This window comes from Hymenobacter rubripertinctus, assembly GCF_003583925.1.
Lineage (GTDB): Bacteria > Bacteroidota > Bacteroidia > Cytophagales > Hymenobacteraceae > Hymenobacter > Hymenobacter rubripertinctus.
Genome location: NZ_QYCN01000018.1, coordinates 66,546 through 85,896 on the forward strand (window position 1 = coordinate 66,546; position 19,351 = coordinate 85,896).

At 56.5% G+C, this 19,351-nt stretch carries 8 protein-coding genes; 4 read left to right on the forward strand and 4 right to left on the reverse strand.

Annotation, left to right across the window (positions count from 1 at the left end; translation table 11 throughout):
• Positions 1–230 precede the first annotated feature (230 nt).
• The 3 genes from lon to hslU all read left to right on the forward strand — a co-directional run bounded on the left by lon (position 231) and on the right by hslU (position 5,515).
• Entirely contained in the window at positions 231–2,735 is a 2,505-nt protein-coding gene (gene lon, locus D0T11_RS13130; protein ID WP_245990850.1) for an endopeptidase La, read from the forward strand.
• Positions 2,736–2,913: 178 nt separating this feature from the next.
• Entirely contained in the window at positions 2,914–3,966 is a 1,053-nt protein-coding gene (gene porQ, locus D0T11_RS13135) for a type IX secretion system protein PorQ (protein ID WP_119656256.1), read from the forward strand.
• A 130-nt stretch (positions 3,967–4,096) separates the two neighbouring features.
• A complete protein-coding gene (gene hslU, locus D0T11_RS13140) occupies positions 4,097–5,515 on the forward strand; it encodes an ATP-dependent protease ATPase subunit HslU (RefSeq protein WP_119656257.1) in 1,419 nt (472 codons plus the stop codon).
• Between the two features lie 346 nt (positions 5,516–5,861).
• Here the strand turns inward: hslU and D0T11_RS13145 are convergent, their stop codons facing one another.
• The 4 genes from D0T11_RS13145 to D0T11_RS13160 form a co-directional block, all read right to left on the reverse strand.
• A complete protein-coding gene (locus D0T11_RS13145) occupies positions 5,862–7,292 on the reverse strand; it encodes a RagB/SusD family nutrient uptake outer membrane protein (RefSeq protein ID WP_119656258.1) in 1,431 nt (476 codons plus the stop codon).
• Between the two features lie 17 nt (positions 7,293–7,309).
• Positions 7,310–10,435, reverse strand: coding sequence for a SusC/RagA family TonB-linked outer membrane protein (locus D0T11_RS13150; RefSeq protein WP_119656259.1), 3,126 nt, complete (start codon positions 10,433–10,435; stop codon positions 7,310–7,312).
• 1,234 nt (positions 10,436–11,669) lie between these two features.
• Positions 11,670–12,989, reverse strand: a complete 1,320-nt coding sequence (locus D0T11_RS13155) for a SusD/RagB family nutrient-binding outer membrane lipoprotein (RefSeq protein WP_182888394.1) — start codon at positions 12,987–12,989, stop codon at positions 11,670–11,672.
• 89 nt (positions 12,990–13,078) lie between these two features.
• Positions 13,079–16,384: a SusC/RagA family TonB-linked outer membrane protein gene (locus D0T11_RS13160; RefSeq protein ID WP_119656261.1), complete on the reverse strand. Its 3,306-nt coding sequence runs from the start codon at positions 16,382–16,384 to the stop codon at positions 13,079–13,081.
• 584 nt (positions 16,385–16,968) lie between these two features.
• Here D0T11_RS13160 and D0T11_RS13165 point away from each other — a divergent pair.
• Positions 16,969–18,537 carry a M28 family metallopeptidase gene (locus D0T11_RS13165; RefSeq protein WP_119656262.1) on the forward strand — a complete coding sequence of 523 codons (1,569 nt, stop codon included), beginning with the start codon at positions 16,969–16,971 and terminating at the stop codon, positions 18,535–18,537.
• Positions 18,538–19,351: the final 814 nt, after the last annotated feature.

Sequence of the window (19,351 nt, forward strand, 5' to 3'; positions counted from 1 at the left end):
GAAAATTTGGATATGCAAACACTGCTTCGAGCTCAACCAGACCTCCTTTTTTTATCGGGTCGGCCTACCTTTGCCCACTGGCCCCGATTCTGCCGTTGTGGCAAAGCCCGGCCGTGGCACGGCGCTTGCCGAATCCGTACCTTCGGAAGCGCCTCCCGCTGGCGGGGGGTGGTCCGGGCTGGTAGCTGCCATTGTGGCACCTGGCTGCCGCTTCGCCTGTTTTCTGCCGCATGAGTTCTTACAATCCGCCGACCCCCGACTTATCCTCTTACCTGCTGATGACCGACGACTCTACTGAAATGGTATCCATTGTGGCCGCCGACCCCGATCAGCCCATGCTGCCCGGCGAACAGCCGGCGGTGCTGCCGCTGCTGCCCGTGCGCAATACAGTGCTGTTTCCCGGGGTGGTGCTGCCGGTTACGGTCACCCGCAAAAAAAGTATCCGGCTGGTTCGCAAGGCTTATCGGGGCAATAAGCTGGTGGGCGTGGTGGCCCAGAAGAACGGTCAGAGCGACGACCCCCAGCTGGCCGATATGTACCAGGTGGGGACGATGGCTAAAATCCTGAAAATGCTGGTGCTGCCCGACGGCAACACGACTATCATTATTCAGGGCCAGTCGCGCTTCCAGATTGAGGCCGAAGTGCAGAGCACTCCCTACCTCACGGCCCGGGTGAGCTACGCGCCGGAGGCCTTCCCGGCCAAGAGCTCCAAGAACCTCAAAGCCCTGGTGTCGTCGCTCAAGGAAGCGGCGGCCCGGATGCTCAAGCTCAACCCCGAAATTCCGCAGGAAGCCCAGGTGGCCCTCGATAATATCGAGTCGCCCGCATTTCTGACGCATTTTTTGTCCTCGAACATCAACGTGGAAGTGAGCGTGAAGCAGCAGCTGCTCGAAACCAACGACGGTGTGGAGCGCGGAACCCAGCTGTTGCAGCTCATGCTGAAGGAAATTCAGCTGCTCGAAATCAAGCGCGAAATCCACACCAAGGTCCACACCGACATCGACCAGCAGCAGCGCGACTACTTCCTGCGCCAGCAGATTAAGGTGCTCCAGGACGAGCTGGGCTTCGACGGCCCCGAGCAGGACGCCGACAAGCTGCGCCTGCGGGCCAAAACCAAGAAGTGGCCCGCCGCCGTAGCCAAACACTTCGACAAGGAGCTCGATAAGCTCAGCCGACTCAACCCCCAGGCTGCCGAATACCCCATCAGCGTCAACTACGTGGAGTATCTGCTCGATCTGCCCTGGGGCGAGTATACCAAGGACAACTTCAACCTCAAGCGCACCCAGCGCATCCTCGACCAGGACCATTACGGCATGGAAAAGGTGAAGGCGCGCATCATCGAGTACCTGGCCGTGCTCAAGCTCAAGAACGATCTGAAAGCGCCGATTCTGTGCCTGTACGGCCCACCCGGCGTGGGCAAAACCAGCCTCGGCCGCTCCATTGCCAAGGCTCTGGGCCGCCAGTACGTGCGCATGAGCCTGGGCGGCGTGCGCGACGAGGCCGAAATCCGGGGTCACCGCAAAACCTACGTGGGGGCCATGCCCGGCCGCATTATTGCCCAGATCAAGAAGGCCGGGGCCTCCAACCCGGTCATCGTGCTCGACGAAATCGACAAGCTGGCCTCCGACTTCCGGGGCGACCCCAGCTCGGCCTTGCTCGAAGTGCTGGACCCGGAGCAGAACTCGACCTTCACCGACAACTACCTGGAGGTGGAGTACGACCTCTCGCGGGTGCTCTTCATTGCCACCGCCAACTCGCTCGAAACCATCCAGCCCGCGTTGCGCGACCGGATGGAAATCATTGACCTGACGGGCTATACCCTGGAAGAGAAAACCCAGATTGCCAAAAAGCACCTCTGGCCCAAGCTGCTCGAAGACCACGGCCTCGGCCCCAAGGATGTCGGCGTGAGTACGGCCGCCCTCCAGCGCGTGATTGACGATTACACCCGCGAAAGCGGCGTGCGCAGTCTGGAGCGCAAGCTCGGCGGGCTGGTGCGCAACGTGGCCAAGAGCAAGGCGATGGACGAAAGCTTCCCCGCCATCCTGGCCCCGGCCGATGTGCAGCGCATCCTGGGCGCGCCCATCTTCGACCGCGACCAGTACCAGGACAATGAAACGGCCGGCGTGGTGACGGGCCTGGCCTGGACGAGCGTAGGTGGCGACATTCTGTTTATTGAGAGCCTGTTGAGCCGGGGCCGGGGCAAGCTCACGCTCTCGGGCCAGCTCGGCGACGTGATGAAGGAATCGGCCGTGACGGCGCTGAGCTACCTGCGCAGCCGGGCCGACGAGCTGGGCATCGACTACCGCTTGTTCGACCAGTACGACCTGCACATCCACTTCCCCGAAGGAGCCGTGCCCAAGGATGGTCCCAGCGCCGGTATTGCCATCTTCACCAGCATTGCCTCGGTGTTCACACAGCGCAAAATCCGCAGCCATCTGGCCATGACGGGCGAAATCACCCTGCGCGGCAAAGTGCTGCCGGTGGGCGGCATCAAGGAGAAAATTCTGGCGGCCCGCCGGGCCGGCATCAAGGATATCATCCTCTGCCCCAAAAACCGCAAGGACATCGACGAAATTTCGGCCGACTACCTCAAGGGCCTCACCATTCACTACGCCGACCGCGTGGATGACGTGTTGCGCGTGGCTTTGCTGGATGAGAAAGTAGCGCGTCCCATGAACCTGATCGTCCGCGACGAAGCACCGGCTCCTTTGGGGCCGAGCGTGGAGGTGAGCTAAAGGAAGAATTGCGCGTGGAGGTATGCGGAAGTGCCGGGGTTGTGCGTTAGGATGACCGGGGCGGGTTAACTTGCCAGCACGTGCCGGCCGCTTCTCCCGAAAAGGAGAGAATTGGTGGGGCAGCCCCTGGTTCCTGCCGCGCAATGCATTATTCAGCCTGCCTCGTTTCTGATTGATTATGACCCGATTCCTACGCCGCAGTGCTGCTGTTTTTGCCGTTTCGGTCCTGGGGCCGGGCGCGGCGCAGGCCCAGATTGGGGGGCAGCAGGCTTTCTCGTTCCTCAACTTACCTACCAGTGCCAAGCTGGCCGGGTTGGGCGGCTTGAACACCTCCGCCCGCGACGCCGACGCCACCATGCTCTATGGCAATCCGGCCTTGCTCAATGCCGACATGGACGGCCGCCTGGCCCTGGCGTTCGTCAATTATCTGGCCGATATCAGGCAGAGTACTGCCGTTTATGTGTTCAATACGGCCAAAGCGGGCCGCCTAGGGGTGGGGCTGACCTACCTCAACTACGGCGACTTTGAACAGTTTGATCCGGCCGGTAACTCGCTGGGCCAGTTCTCGGTGAACGAGTACACCCTGAGCCTGTCGGATTCCTACACCACGGGCGTGTTCACACTGGGCGGCACGCTCAAGTTGGCCGGCTCGGGCATTGCCGGCAACCACTCCTATGCCGCCCTGGCCGATGTGGGCGGCCTGTTCAAGCATCCCGAGCAGGATTTCACGGTGGGCTTGGTCGTGCGCAATGCCGGTGTTCAACTCAAGGCCTATGATGGCCTGAGCCGGGAGCCGATGCCCTTGGATGTGCAGCTGGGCACCAGTTTCAAGCCCGAGCACCTGCCGTTCCGCTTCTCCTTCACGGCCCACCACCTCCAGCAGCTCGATATCGTGTACCTCGACCCTAACCAGCGCGGGCAGGTGGACGAAAATGGTGTTGAAATAAAAGCCAAAAAGAGCTTGGGCGATAAAATTGCGCGTCATTTTGTGATAGGAGGGGAGCTGCTGCTCAGCCAGAACCTCCACCTGCGCCTAGGCTACAATCACCTCCAGCGCCGGGAGCTGCGCCTCGATAATACGGCGGGCGGAGCGGGTTTTTCCTTCGGCGTGATGCTGCGCGTGAGCCAGTTCCAGCTCGACTACACCCACGCCGGCTACCATGCCTCAGGCGGGGCCAACTACTTCACTATCGCCCGCAACCTCGATTCGTTGTTTAAAAAACAGCCCTGAATTTTTTCGTGTGCAGCAGGTGGTGAATGGGGTATTGCGGCCCTGCAAAAAAACAGGCGGTTCGCAAACCTGTTGAGCCAATGCCCATTTGTGCACCTGCCACACTGCTTCATTCCCCAGCTTCTTTCGTATGCTCGATTCCGCAGAATTTCTCACTCCGGCCCAGATTGTGGCCGAACTCGATAAGTATATCATTGGCCAGCACGAAGCCAAGCGCCACGTGGCCATTGCCCTGCGCAACCGCTGGCGTCGCCTGCGTTCCTCGCCCGAAATGCGCGACGAAATCGTGCCCAACAACATCCTCATGATTGGCTCCACGGGCGTAGGTAAAACGGAAATTGCCCGCCGCCTCGCCAGTATTTCCGGAGCCCCGTTCACCAAGGTCGAAGCCTCCAAGTTTACGGAAGTCGGCTACGTAGGCCGCGACGTGGAAAGCATGGTTCGCGACCTGGTGGAGCAGTCGGTGAATATGGTAAAGCAGCGCCGCAAGGAGGAAGTGAAGGTGCAGGCGGCCCAGGTCGTGGAAGAGCTCATCCTCGATATCCTGATTCCACCCGTCACGGCTGCCCCCGGCAAGCCGGCCCAACCCGCCCTGGGTTTCCCTACCACGACCGCCGGCGAAATGCCCGACTCCGACCAGGAGTTGAACGAGCGCACCCGGGAGCGGTTCCGGGAGAAAATTCGCAATGGCGAAATGGATGAGCGCAAAATTGAAATCCAGGTTCAGCAGGGTGGCGGCTCCGGTATCGGTGTTATCGGGGGCGGCCCCGGCGGCATGGATGAGGCCAGCATGGCCGGTATTCAGGATATGCTGGGCTCGATGATGCCCAAGAAAACGCGCAAGCGGAAGGTGACCGTGGCCGAAGCCCGCAAAATTCTGCTCGACGAGGAAGCGGCCAAGCTCATCGACATGGACGAAGTGAAGGACGAAGCCGTTCGCCACGCCGAAAACGCGGGCATCATCTTCATCGACGAAATCGACAAAGTAGCCAGCCGCAACGGCAAGGGCGGTGGTGGCCCCGATGTGAGCCGCGAAGGCGTGCAGCGCGACCTGCTGCCCATCGTCGAAGGCTCGGCCGTGAACACCAAGTATGGGATCGTCCACACCGACCACATCCTCTTCATTGCCGCCGGGGCCTTCCACGTGGCCAAACCGTCCGACCTGATTCCCGAGTTGCAGGGTCGCTTCCCCATCCGGGTAGAGCTGCAAAGCCTGACCAAGGATGACTTCTTCAAGATCCTGAAAGACCCCAAAAATGCGTTGACCAAACAGTATGAGGCCTTGTTGCGCGCCGAGGAAGTGGAGCTGACCTTCGATGACGACGCCCTGGAGCGCCTAGCGGAAATTGCCTTCGACGTAAACAACGAAGTGGAGAATATCGGGGCCCGCCGCCTGCACACCGTTATGAGCCGCCTGCTCAACGACATCCTCTTCGACGTACCAGACCGAATTGGCCCCAATGCGCACATCCTCATCGACCGTGTTCTGGTAGAAGAGCGCCTCAGCGACATGGTTCGCAACCGCGACTTGAGCCAGTATATTCTGTGAGGTAGAATAGAGCACCAATACAACAAAGCGTGCTGTTCAGCATCAGCCTCAACAACCCACAGTGGGTAAGTGCAGGTTGGTGTTGAGCAGCACGTAGTAGTTTACCCCTGTTACCCACTATCCGCCTCGCTAGCTTATGCAGGGGTATTGCTGAAACATGGATCAGCTAAAGCAGCACCACGACCCAGGCGGTAGAGAACGGACTCGGAAGTGTTGCTGAAGCCTAGATTAGTTAAAGGGCCTCCTCGGCATAAAGTGAAACGTGGTAGCAATAAAAAAAGCCCCACCGGAAAATCCGGGTGGGGCTTTTGGTTACTCTTTCCAGCAGAGGGCTGGATGGGCAAAATTAGTAGTCTTTATTCTGAACCAGCTTGGGATTGTTCAGAATGTCCCGGTTCGGAATCGGGAAGATCAGCTTAGAATCACCGTATGCAATGGCAGGTAACCCATCATGGGCTGCTACGCCTTGCTTGTAGCGCAGGAGATCATAGAGGCGGAATCCCTCGAATGCCAATTCCAAACGACGCTCCAGCAGGATAGCGTCCACAAGAGCCTGCTTGTTAGCAAAGCCGGCAACCGTGTAAGAAGCCACGGCTGCACCCTTGGAACGGTCACGCACCTGGTTCAGCAGGCTCACGGCTTCAGCAGTTACACCGGTCGTTTGAGCCAATCCTTCAGCACGCGTCAGCAGCACTTCAGGGTAACGCACGATTGGTACCCAGTTGGCAACTGTGGTGAATTTGTTCGTGAACGGAACCCCTTTAGCGTTCTTCACAATGAGGTCGGCCGAACGACGCTTGTCATCGGCAGCGAAAACGGATACCGGAATGTTGGTATAGCCCGTAATCCCGATATCACCCCGTGCCCCGATGCCATAATGCTGACCGATTGCATTGTTGGTATTAGGGTTGTCCTGCAAGTTCATCGCTACCGAAAAGATAGACTCGGCAGTGGTGTAGGAGGTGAAGGCCGTAGCCGGACTTGCATTGAGCTTATAAAGCCCCGAATCGATGATCAGCTTTTCGGTGGCCGCAGCATTCGCGAAATCCCCTTTGTAGAGGTAAACGCGGGCGAGCAGACCTTGAGCGGCACCTTTGCTGGCCCGGGCCACGCGAGAGAATGGGTCGCTGTCCGTAGCTGGCAAAGCGGGCGTAATATCAATCAGATCCTTGATAATCTGATCGTACACCTCTTTCACAGACGAACGCGGCAACAAAGACGCATCGTCAAAAGCTTCCGCGCCGCTCTTGGGGGCGGTTAGCTGGATAACCACGCCCAAGTGGGATGCATCAGCCGTAAAGTTATACGGCTGAGCAAAGAGATTAACCAGGGTGAACAGCGAAAGTGCCCGCACGTACTTCGCCTCCGCAGTATACTGGGCTGCAACGGCCGCTGATACTTTGCTTTGGTTGATGGCTAGATTCTGGATGAACGAGTTAGCCGCAAAAATGGTACGGTATCCTCCGGCCCAGGCATTCAGGGCAGTACCGTCAGTCGAAAGCTGCTGGTAACGGGGAACGTTGCCGAAAAACGTGCTATTCTGGTTGGTATCATCCGAACGGATGTCAGAATAGATCAGCGCACGGCCACCCAGGAATTCGGAGTCCTGCAGACCGTCGTACACACCGAACAGCGACTTTTGAATGCGGTCCGCATCCGCGTAGGTTTCATCAACTGTAAAGGCAGTTGGGGGATCCTGGGTGAGCACGTCGCAACCTGAAGCCATTGCCGTGAAGACAAGGCCCATTGCAAACTTATGGAAAGATGAGCGAAGCATGGTTGACAGATTAAAGACTAGAAGCTGAGGTTAAGGCCAAGCGTGTATGCCCGGGTCTGAGGTACGGAACGGTTATCAACACCGTAAGCAATGCTGGACAACGCGTTGTTCCGGTTGAAGTTCACTTCAGGGTCACCTACAGTGTACTTGGTAATCACGAAAGCGTTCTGAACCTGAGCGTAGATACGAGCCCGGCTGAATCCGTAGCGCTGCGTCATGGTAGAAGGCAGGTTATAGCCCAGGTTGATCTGACGGAAGCGCAGGAAATCGCCTTTCTCCAACCACCGGGTAGATGCCTGAGTGGAAACTGCATCACGGAAGACGAGCTTCGGAATGTCAGTGTTCTGGCCAGGAGTGGTCCAGCGGTCCTTGATTTCCTCCAGGTTGTTGGAGACGGAGTTAGTCAGCAAACCGGCGCGGGTTCCATTATAAACCAAGTTGCCACCGCTGTACTGCATGAATACCCCCAACTCAATTCCCTTCCAGGAGAAGGTGTTGTCGAAGCCACCGTAGTAAGTAGGGTAGCCGCTCTTTTCCGAGTAAACCGCGTCTGCCTGAGTAACGCCAGTCGTTACATCACCATTGGCGGTGTACCACTTGGAAGCAACAGCATCATACTGCTTCACGTTTCCGTCTTTATCCAAAAACTGGGAGTTGCCATTGGCAGGGTTTACGCCGGCCCAACGAATGAGTTGGTAAACGCCCAAACGCTTGTCTATGCTTGCCCGGTTGCTGCCGCTGGAGATATCAGCGGTGGTAACGAGTTCTTTAACCTCGTTTTTGAGCGTGGTGAAGTTGAAGTTAGACGTCCAGCGAAAGCCGCTTGCCGTGTTCACGTTGATCGTGTTCAGGCTGGCTTCAAACCCCTGGTTTACCATCCGGCCGATGTTGCGGGCAACTGAACCGAAAGGTACGCCGGGTACGCCCAGCGTGAGAGGCGTTGGCGCGTCCAGCAGCAGACCGTCAATGTCGTTGTTGAAGTAGTCGAGGGTAGCCGTGATACGGTCCGTGAAAACAGTGGCATCCAGACCGATATCGAGCTTCTTGGAGGACTCCCACTTGAGGGCATCGTTGCCAAGCTGAGTAATGCCGAAGCCGTTCAGATCAACGTAGCGGGCTCCGCCGGCAAGAGTGCGCGAGGCGTAAACACCAATACCGTTGGAGTTACCTACTTTACCGTAGCTGGCTCGCAGTTTCAAATCCCCCAGAACGGGCTTCAGGCCCTCCATGAAGGATTCCTCCGAAATACGCCAGCCAATCGAACCACCTGGGAAATAACCCGTCTGGTTGTCTTTGCCGAAACGGCTGTCCGCGTCAGCACGAACAGAGAACGTGGCGTAGTAACGGTTATCGAACGAGTAGGAGGCATTGCCATAGAAGGAGCGGAAACCGCTGCCAAATGCAGTACCACCGTTGAAGGGATCACCGGAGGACAAGCCATCCAGGATGGTGTTGAACTTGGTGTCTGCCAACTTGCTGGCCCCTACGTACAACTGCCGCTCACTCAGGTTCTGGTACTCTATACCACCCGTAAGGCCTACTTCGTGCTTACCACCCAGAAGGGTATTGTAGTTGGCGTAGTTCTGCCAGTTGTACTGGTAGCGGTCCAGGCGGTTGTTCTGGATCAGGCCTTCGTAAGCGCGTCCTAAGCCTGATAGACGAATGTCGCTGTACTGATCTTCGAAGTTATCGAGATAGTCAATACCGTACTTGGTCGTCAGGCTAAGCCCTTTGACAGGGGTAACGGTCAGATAACCGTTGCCCAACAGGCGGCGGGAGGTGTTATCGTTGCGCTGCAGATCAAGAATAGCGCGGGGGTTGGAGAAGGCAAACACGTAACCGGTGCCAGCGTTATTGCCATCTCCCAGGTTACCGAGTGGGTTCAGGTAGTACGATCCATCGGGGTTGTATACTGGTACGTTAGGTGGCGCGCTGTAGCCAGAAACGGTGGCACCAGCCAGATAACGCTCCGTCAGTACGCCTTGGTTGCGGGACTGGGAATAGCCCAGGCTAATTCCGCCTTTCAGCCAGGTTTTAGGCGTAACATCCAGGTTCAGGCGAGCAGAAGCCCGGCGAAGACGGTTGCGGTCGATAATGCCTTTCTGGTCGCTGTAATCAGCCGAACCGTAGTAGCTGGCTTTATCGTTGCCACCGGAGAGGGCCGCCTGATAGTTCTGCGAGAATCCGGAACGGAAAACCTCTTTGAGCCAGTCGGTGCGGTCGGCCTTGCCGTCCTTGTCCAGATCAATATCCGCTACGAGCGGAGTGGTACGGCCGGAATTGGTGCCTTTCTCGTTCTGAATGGTAGTGAAGTCGTCTCCGTTCAGCAGCTTTGGCAGCCGGGTAGCTTCATAGTAACCAACGAAGGAGTTAATGGAGAGCAGGTTCTGACCGTTCTTACCCCGCTTGGTGTTGATCAGAATTACCCCGTTGGCAGCCCGCGAACCGTAGATAGCCGAGGCAGAAGCATCCTTCAACACCTGTACCGACTCAATATCGTTGGGGTTGATGTCGGCCAGAGGATTGTACCGGGTACCGTTACCACCGTTGAAAACGTTGGCATTCTCCCGCGTATTGACGGGAACCCCATCAATCACGTACAGGGGCTGGGAACTACCCGAAATGGAGTTGGCACCGCGAATCCGGACCGAAGTACCATCACCCAGGGCTCCTCCGGTGTTGGTCACCTGAACACCGGTCATGCGGCCAGCCAAAGACTGCTCGAAGCTCTGAACCGGCTGCGTAAGCAAGGCTTTCTCCTGTACTTGCGCCACCGAGCCCGTCAGATCCTTAATTTCCTGACGGATGCCGTAACCCGTTACGACTACTTCACTCAGCTGCTTGGAATCAGCAGCCAACGAAGTGCTCAGCTGGTCGCTGGCCCCAATAGCTTGTTCTACGGTTACAAAACCAATCGAACTGAATACCAGCGTTCCGCCTGTGGCAGGAACGTTGAGCGTATAGGAACCATCGGAGTTGGTAGAAACGCCGTTGTTGGTTCCTTTCAAGAGCACTGTAACGCCTGGCAGGCCTTCACCAGTAGACCGGTCAGTAAGCCGACCAGAAACAGTTCTTGTCTGTGCTGCTACCTGAGTCGCAGAAAAGGCAACCAGCGGTATGACAGAAAATAGAATTTTTTTCATGAGAGGAAGCAGAATTGGAAAAAAGGTGTGTTCATCGACTCTACAGTTTATGACAATGCTAAAGTAGTTATGAAAAAGGTGATTTTAATGTACTCGGAGTAAAAAAATAAGTGCTAAGGAGCAATAAAATCAGGTGTGCTGTGCTGTAACCCTATTTTCATAATCTATCTTGTATATAAAATATAATTATATTGATATATGGAATACTGAATGAGAACACGTGATTTTTAGTGAATAAAGTTGGGACAGGAAGGTTATTAACCAGCCCTTCCTGCTACGCAATAACAAGCACTAGTTTATGCGGGCGGTTGGCTGGAAGAACCGTATGCGTCGTTAAGCTTCAGCTACTGCTGCCGCAGTTGGTTACCCTCAATGGCTGTGGCGGTTTTGCAAACGGCGTGTATGGGCAGGCAATTCTTCGCGACTGCTCCCTGAATGCCACCAGACCAAAGATGCGAAACATACGATGCATGGAGGCGTCGCTGCCAATGGCGTTATCGCGAAAGGCCATAGAAACCAAGGAGCCTGCAGCAGGTTAAAGTCGGCAAAGGCGCCCGTTTAACGAAGCTCAGATACCGTTGACTACCGCTGAGTCCTTCGTTACAGAAAGGGCGTTAGCCTTTGCCACGCCTGATAACTCGCCCTGGCCGTACTTGTGTAGCCTTAGTTGTCCCGCTTCCTTCCAGGCAGGGACCAACAGAAAAGAGTAGGCAAGGTGAAATGACAGAGCGGATAATATGCCTTGATTGCGCTCTGGCTCCAGAAAGTGACTTTAGCCCCAAAAAAAACCTCTCAGCTGCCTGGCAACCGTAGTGTACAATATCAATGCTACGACCAGGGCCACATGCTGCCTTGGATGCAGTTGCTTCTTGGGTTACCCGATGATTTCTGCCGGTATGATTATGAACATCCTGCACAGAAGCAAACGCGCCCTGTTCTGCCCTGACACCTTCTGCAGCCCTGGGTGCCGCTTGATATGCAGAATGCGAAAGGGAAGGAGAAGCAAGCTAAAACAGAAGATGATCATTTCTGCGGATACCTGCCTGCTGACCAGACCGCTGTTGTGAATGAAAGCGGGGCTATCCGGTTCATCCGAGTGCGTCTGGGTGAGGTAGGTGATGCAGCGGAAACAAAAAAAGCGTCGACCTGATGGTCGACGCTTTTTCGGTGCTCTGATCAGCTTTGTTGTTCAGGACTCAGGTAGTTAGTTTGTTGAACTACCTTATCCAGCAACTTAGCGGTTGATCGGTGTTTTGTCGAACAGGCCTGGCAGAGGACTCGGCACGTTCGGGTTGGTGTTGATTTCGCTTTGCGGGTACAGGAAGCGCTGTGGCAAAGAAGGTGAGCCGATACGCTTGAGCGGAATGTTCAACGCATTGTTGGTACGGCGCGCATCATTGAATGCGCCTACCTGCCCGATGAATAGCAAGTAGCGCTCGGTCAATACCTCACGCAGCAACTTCGCGTTATCGGTACCGGTGCCGGGCAAAATAGCCAAAGTGAGCGGCGCGTAACGGCCAGTCGGAAACTGCTTCTGCAACGCAGTGCGGTAGTTGTTCAGTGCTGTAAGGGCCGCCGTGTTGTCAGCCGCAGTATTGGCCCGGGCCGCTGCTTCCGCGATGATCAGCTGGTTCTCCGCGTACGTCACCAACGGGAACGCAGTATCGGGGCCGCTGAATCCCTCGCCCTCACGAATCCCGTAATCGGTGGTACCGGCAGCTGCTTTGGTGAAGTAATAGTTGAAGCGAGCTGCTTCATCGGTCGAGGCCGAATTGCGGTTGATGGCGCTACCTTTTAGGCTTGGGTCAAGCATTTGGGCGGCGTAAGAGCCCTCGGCGGACAAATAACCGGGACGCTCGTTCACCAGGAACTGGTAGTACACATTCTGGGCACCACTGGCATCCTGATGGGGCATCGCCATATCGTTTTCCGAGGAGGAAATGCCAGCGGCAGCCGCAGTGCGGGCAGCCGCGTAATTTTTAGTCTGGAGATAGTAACGCGCCTTCAGCGTATTGGCCACTGCGATCCACTTGCCCGCGTTACCACTGAAGTAAATGTCCTGAGGGCCGGGAATGGTACCCGGTCTTCCCAGGTTGGTAATGGCATCCGAAAGCTCTTTTTGTAAGTCTTCGTACACCTGAGCCTGTGGATCAAAGGCGGGGTTAGGAATCTCAGCACGATTGCCGACCTGCCGATACGGAACATCACCGAAGAGGGCAGTTAGCGTGCCTATCGCATGGGCTTCCAGCACCTGGGCAACTCCTTGCAGCCGGAATGCTCCGGTGCTGGCAGCGTTAGCGGCAGTCAGGCGGGCCTGAGTAACTACGGCGTAGTAAGAAAGGTCCCAAACGTCATCGAAGTTGCCGGAGGTAACGTTGTACTGCTCTATGCTCAGATACTGACGGTCAGCACCCGTGAACTGGTTGGTCCAGACGGCCGAAACCCGGGCTGCTTCTGCCTCATGTACCAAGGCATCGGCTACCATTACGCCCTGTATGGTGTTGGGCGCATTAACGGTTGCGGGCCTATTGGGGTCGACGTTGAGGTCAGACACAAACGACTGGCAGGAGCCGAATGTGAGTCCTAACCCAAGAAGAAAAGAATATCGAGAGAAACGTGTCATGAGAACGTGGAAAGTCAGCGTTAGTAAGTGATGCGCAGGCCTACGAGGAAGGAGCGGGTGCCGGGGTTGTTGAAGTATTCCAGGCCACGGCCATTGGAAGCGCCCGTCAGGTTCGTCTCGGGGTCAACGCCTTTGAACTCCTTCGTAAACAGCAACAAATTGCGGCCGGTGAGGGTCAGCTCCACGTTTTGCAAACGGGTCAGGTTGCGGAATGCTTCCGACTGGAGCGTGTAGCCCATCGTTAGCTCCCGCAGACGGGTCCAGCTTGCATCCTGGATGAACTGCTCGCCCACTGCGCCGAAGCCGCCGCCCTGGGTAGTAAACCAGGTTTGGTCCAGGGCTACATTGCCAGCCCCAAAATCCTGCAGACGTCCACGGAACGTGTAGGAGCCATCCGCGTTAGCCGAGTACTTCTGCGCTACGGTGATACCGTCGTACGTTTTTACGCGCTGTGCATCTGCCGCCGACAGCGTGGTCTCTACGTCGGTGTAAGTGGAGGTGCCAAAGTTGCGCAGTACGCCTTCGGTACCAGCCCAGATATCACCGCCGAAGGAAGTTTCCCAGAGGGCAAACAGGCGGACGCCTTTATACGTCAGGTTCGTGTTGATGCCCGAGCGCCATTTGGGATTGGGGTTACCAATTACACCTTCGGTAGCCGCCTGCTGGGGGAATCCGTCGGCATCCAAAACGAATTTGCCGGCGTCGTCACGGTCCCAACGACCACCCCACAGGGTACCGAGCGGCTCGCCTTTCACGGCCCGGGACGATACGCCGGTGAAACCGTTCAGGAAAACCGATTCAGCGCCGGCCAGGTCCGTCACCTTGTTGCGGTTACGCGTCCAGTTACCGCCTACCGACCAGGTGAAGTCCTCTTTCTTGAGGATCATCGCATTGAGGTCCAATTCGATGCCCTTGTTTTCCAGTTTGGCCGCGTTGGCATACTCAGACGTGTAGCCGGAAGACGCCGCAACGGGTACGGGCAGGATGGCATCCGTAATCTCGTTCTGGTAGTAGGTGGCGCTCAAGCTGATCCGGTCCTGCAGGAAGCGCAGGTCGGTACCTACTTCGATTTCACTCTTTCTCTCCGGCTTTAGGAGTGGGTTGCCCCTGAGGAAGTTACGCGCAAAAGAACCGGAGTAGGCCGCCGGATCCAGGAAGGGACCGTAGCTTTCGGTGTTGTCGGCGTTGCGATACACATCGCGCGTCAGGTAGATGGCGAACGAGCTGGCCGAACCAGGCTGCAAGCCTACCTGGCCGTATGCGGCCCGCAGTTTACCGAAGCTCAGGATCTTATTGTCGGCCAGTGCCCCCAGCTTGGAGAACTGCCAGGCTACATCGACAGACGGATAGAAGAAGCGGCTCTTGGTCTGAGGACCGAAAGTGGACGCATTTTCCAAACGGCCGGTGGCATTCAGGAATACCTGCTCGCCAATGACCAAGCCAGCCGTAGCGTAACCGGCCGAGGTGCGCTGCTTGGATTCCAGGTCGAAGGCAGTGACGTTTGCTTTCGTCGCGTTGGCAAAGAAGCTTTGGTCGCGTACGTCCAGAATGAAGTTCAGGTAGCTGGCTCCGATGTTGCGCGCCTGCCGCTGGTTGAAGTTGGTGCCAACCAACAGGTTGCCACTCAGGAAATTATTGAAGGTATGCGTCGCCCGGACGAAAGCGTCGGCGTTGAACTGCGTTTCCGTTATAATCTCCTCAGTGGCCGAACCCCCACCGCCATTTTCGGCGGAGTTGATCGGGAAGATGGTGCGGCGGCTATCCGTGTAAGTATCCACGCCCGGACGAACCGTAAAGGTCAGCCAGGGGCGGGGGGTCACGTTCAGTTCCACATTACCCAGGAAGCGGTCTACTTCGTTGGGGTTAGACTGCTCGTTGATGGTCCAGAGCGGGTTGTTGTAGGCGGGGCTGGGGCTGTTGCCGATCTGGCGACGGTAAGAACGCTGCCGGTTCAGGAACACGTCGCCGTTCGGGGCGGTATAAGAGCCAATGTAGCCGCCCTGATCAAAATCGGGCGACTGGCGCAGCAAGCCCAGGTACAGACCGCTGGTGTTGGATCCCTGCTGAATACGGTTGGACTCTACGCGGCTGTAGGTCATGTTACCGGCAATCTTCACGATGTCGTTGAAGTTGCGGAAGGCGTTGACGCGGCCGGTGGTACGACGGTAATCCGAGTTGTTGCGAACAATGCCCTTCTGGTTCAGGTCGGATACGCTGAGGAAGATGTTGCCATCCTTGTTGCCGGCACTCAGGCTCAGGTTGTTCTCCAGGAAATGACCCGTCTGAAAAACGCCATCGAAGTTTTTGTCGAGGAACGTTTCCTGGCTGTTCTTTTTGGTGATAGGGTAGTACACCTGTCCATTCTGGGCCGTGTAGAACCCACCGCTACCGGTGCTGTTTACCACGTCCGGGGCACCACTGCGGGTGCTGATCTTATCGCCCCAACTGTTGCCCGTGGTGTTGGAAGTCAGAGCGGCTACTCCCTGGCTGCCCCGGCCGTAGGTGTCCTGCAGGTCGTGCTTGTAAGAGACCCGGTCGGCTGAGTACGTAGTGCCGTACGTGATGCTCAGTTTGCCCGAATCCGAGCCGCCGCGCTTGGTAGTAATATAAATTACCCCGTTGGCCGCCCGGGAGCCCCACTGGGCACTGGCCGCCGCACCCTTCAAAATCTGAATCGACTCAATGTCGTTAGGGTTGATGTCGTTGAGGCGCGACTGTTGAACTACGCCGCCTATATCGCTTCCCAGCGTGCTATTGCTGATCGGTACCCCGTCTACGATAATCAAGGGCTGGTTGCTACCCGTCACGGAGTTCTGGCCGCGAATCTGGATATAGGCACCAGCCCCGGGGTCGCCACCCGTACGGGTTACCTGCAAGCCCGACGATTTGCCGGACAGACCGGTAATAGCGCTGGTTTCGCCCGAACGGGCAACTGCCGAACCCTGCACCTGCGAAACGGCAACGCCTTGCTCATCACGCGCCTGACGCACGCCGAGGGCAGAAACCACCACTTCGCCCAGTTGCTTGGAGTCGCTGGCTAAACCGATATTGATTACGTTGTCGGTACCAATGGCCCGTTCCACGTTTACAAAGCCAATGGAGCTGAAGGCTAATGTGGTAGCTGAGGCAGGTACGGCAATAGTATAGCTACCATCACTGTTAGTAGAAACACCCGTGGTAGTCCCTTTCACTAAAACAGTAACCCCGGGCAGACCCTGCCCAGTCGCGCGGTCAGTAATGCGCCCCGAAACTTCGCGCGTTTGTGCAATAACCTGGGTCACCGAGAGGGCAACAAGTGGTATTGCAATAAGTAAATCTTTTTTCATGGAAAAGAGAAAAAGGTGGAGAAACGAACTACATCCTAGGACGTGGCATCCATTCTGAGGATGCTAAAATAAAGAGGTTTTAATTGGTAGCCTAAACGGCTTCCGATAATCTGTCGGTAATGGTCATAAATCTGAGCTAGTGAGCTGATAAACCTGTAGGACCCATGCCATCAAAGAAAGTAGGCCTATAGTAGGATTATAGCTGAACGTGATGGGAACTTGGCCGTGCTCCTAGAGGTCCAGGATATAAAAAAAAAGAGATTGACAATCTGGGATATGGAGAGTGTACTCCAGAATTGATTCTACAGATAGAGAGCAAAAGTTGCCATAGTAATGGCTGCAAAACCGTCAGGGTAAAACAATTGCGCGAAATAATTGGAAAGAAAAAGCGCAGAAATCACTGAATACTTACGGCGGATAGTAGCCTGAAAAGTAGTTTGTGAGCCGCTGGAAATTCCGCCGCCACTCTCCGCTCGCCTCCCTGCACTCCCCTAGCAATCTACTACTTCCGGCAGAGACAAGCAACTTGCGGATAGTTTTGGGTTCTCTCCATTCGATTTACCTACCTGCCAACTCACTGTTTTATGCGTACGCTTCAACTTCTTGTAGTGGCTGGTAGCCTGATGGTTGCCGGTTCTGCCTGGGCCCAACAGGCTACCAAAGCCGACCCGGCCATGCTGGCCAAAATAAAAGACGAAGGCCTGAACCGGTCCAGGGTGATGGAAACGGCTTTCTACCTCACGGATGTCTGTGGCCCCCGGCTGGCTAATTCTGCGGGGCTGGCCCGGGCCAACGAATGGACCAGAAAGCAGCTCACCGATTGGGGACTTACCAACGCCGCCGTAGAGCCTTGGGGCACTTTCGGGCGGGGTTGGGAAGTTGAAAAGTCGTATGTCGCCATGACGGCCCCTTACTATCACGCGCTCATCGGAACTCCTAAAGCCTGGACCCCGGGCACCAACGGGGCGTTGAAGAAGCGGGTGGTTGTGGTGAAAGCAGCCACGGCAGCGGAGCTGGATAAGTATCAGGGGCAGCTGCGCGATAAAATCGTGTTGCTGGACATGCTCAACCCGCCCAAAACCTCTTTTGAGCCAGATGCGCGGCGCTACTCGGAAGAGGAACTGAGCAAGATGGCGCAGTACCGGCCGGAAGCTTCGGTAGGCCAACCCGCTGACGCGGAGGAGCGCATGGCAACCCGCCGGACGCTGCTGGCGTTGCGCACGAAACTGGCCGACATGGTCGTGAGCGAAGGTGCTGTGGCGGTCCTGAGCAGCCGGGGGGGCTCCGACGGCACGTTTTTTACTTCTAACGGTGCGCCCTACGCTACCGATGCCAAACCGGTGTTGCCGGAGCTGGAAATGGCCCCTGAAGATCAGCTGCGCCTGATCCGGTTGGCGGAGGCCGGCATTGCGGTGGAACTTGAGGTAGAAGTCAGTACCCGCTTCCAGAGTCAGGATTTGAAGGGCTACAACGTGGTAGCGGAAATCCAGGGGAGTGACCGCAAGCTTAAAAAGGAGGTAGTAATGCTGGGTGGCCACCTCGATTCCTGGCATGCTGCTACCGGCGCTACCGACAACGCGGCGGGTTGCGCCGTGATGATGGAAGCGGTCCGCATTCTGAAAGCGACCGGGGTGCAGCCGCGCCGAACCATCCGGATTGCGCTCTGGGGTGAGGAGGAGCAGGGCTTGTTCGGGTCGCGCGGGTATGTAAAAAACCACTTTGCCGATCCGGCTACTATGCAGTTGCTGCCCGACCACGAAAAGCTGACGGCCTATTTCAACCTGGACAACGGCGCTGGCAAAATCCGGGGCATTTATGCTCAGGGGAATGAAGCGGTAATGCCCGTGTTTGAGGAGTGGTTGCAACCGTTCACCGACATGGGGGCAACCACCGTGACACTACGCACCACCGGCGGTACCGACCACCTCTCATTTGATGCTGTGGGGCTGCCCGGTTTCCAGTTCATTCAGGACCCGTTGGACTATGGCACCCGCACCCATCATACTAATATGGATACCTATGAGCGCCTGCCCGCCGACGACCTGAAGCAGGCGGCCGTAGTAGTCGCTTCCTTCGTGTATCAGGCGGCTATGCGCGACCAAAAATTGCCCCGCAAACCGTTGCCAGCAGCCAAACCGGAACAACGGCTCTAACCGCCTTTGGCTTCCAGAAGCAACCGCCCGATCGGTGGCGTGTGCAACCAAGCCGGAAAAGCCCCTGACTCCCATGAGGACAGTCAGGGGCTTTCTGCTTGTAGTCGCTGATACGGCTGGTACGTGCTGAGGACGATCTGGCTTCCTGGAACTCCTGCTGCTGGTTCAAAAACGCTTTTGCTAGTCAGCGGTAGTTCTATAGCAGTTTCGTGAGCGGTGCCCCCAGTCGGTTGTAGAGGCGCATCCTGGCGTCTCGTCGTCCGTGCCCTTCGGCTAGCTTCGTTCCACAAGCAGACGCCAGGATGCGTCTCTACAATGCGGTACACCGATCGACAAACCGCTAGGCGCGAACGACGAGCCTCAACCAGGCGGCGCTACTGCAACCGGATGCCTCGGTCACGAAACGGGAATGGCATTAAAACGAACCTCGGGAGTAAACGCGCCACATGTGGTCTGTCGTCCTTTAAAAAAGGCACAACAAACGCATGCACGGTAAGCCCCGTCATTTTTAGCATCCAGGGCTACTGTAGCGGTGGGCGTTTCCGAAGCTGCACGCTCATCAAAGTGCCCGCAGAGGCGGCAAAAGCATTCGGCTGTTTGTGGATGTGTTTGCCCTTCAAAAAAGGTAGGTTATTTTTCTGAGCTAAAAAAATAATCTACCTTTTTTTAGGGCTACCGCACCAAATAGGGTGATTTTGGCTGGGATGGTACCTTCGTCAGATGAACTTGCACCACCATTTTGCCGACGTCCAGGACTTTCGCGTAGCGGGTCGCTGCTCCCACGCCCTGAGCGACATTTTGCTTATCGTCCTGC

Excerpts from the sequence above, each read along its gene's own strand:
- lon (WP_245990850.1), top strand. The coding sequence starts at position 231 with ATGAGTTCTTACAATCCGCCGACCCCCGACTTATCCTCTTACCTGCTG.
- D0T11_RS13160 (WP_119656261.1), bottom strand. The coding sequence starts at position 16,384 with ATGAAAAAAGATTTACTTATTGCAATACCACTTGTTGCCCTCTCGGTG.
- D0T11_RS13165 (WP_119656262.1), top strand. The coding sequence starts at position 16,969 with ATGCGTACGCTTCAACTTCTTGTAGTGGCTGGTAGCCTGATGGTTGCC.
- D0T11_RS13145 (WP_119656258.1), bottom strand. The coding sequence starts at position 7,292 with ATGCTTCGCTCATCTTTCCATAAGTTTGCAATGGGCCTTGTCTTCACG.
- D0T11_RS13150 (WP_119656259.1), bottom strand. The coding sequence starts at position 10,435 with ATGAAAAAAATTCTATTTTCTGTCATACCGCTGGTTGCCTTTTCTGCG.
- porQ (WP_119656256.1), top strand. The coding sequence starts at position 2,914 with ATGACCCGATTCCTACGCCGCAGTGCTGCTGTTTTTGCCGTTTCGGTC.
- hslU (WP_119656257.1), top strand. The coding sequence starts at position 4,097 with ATGCTCGATTCCGCAGAATTTCTCACTCCGGCCCAGATTGTGGCCGAA.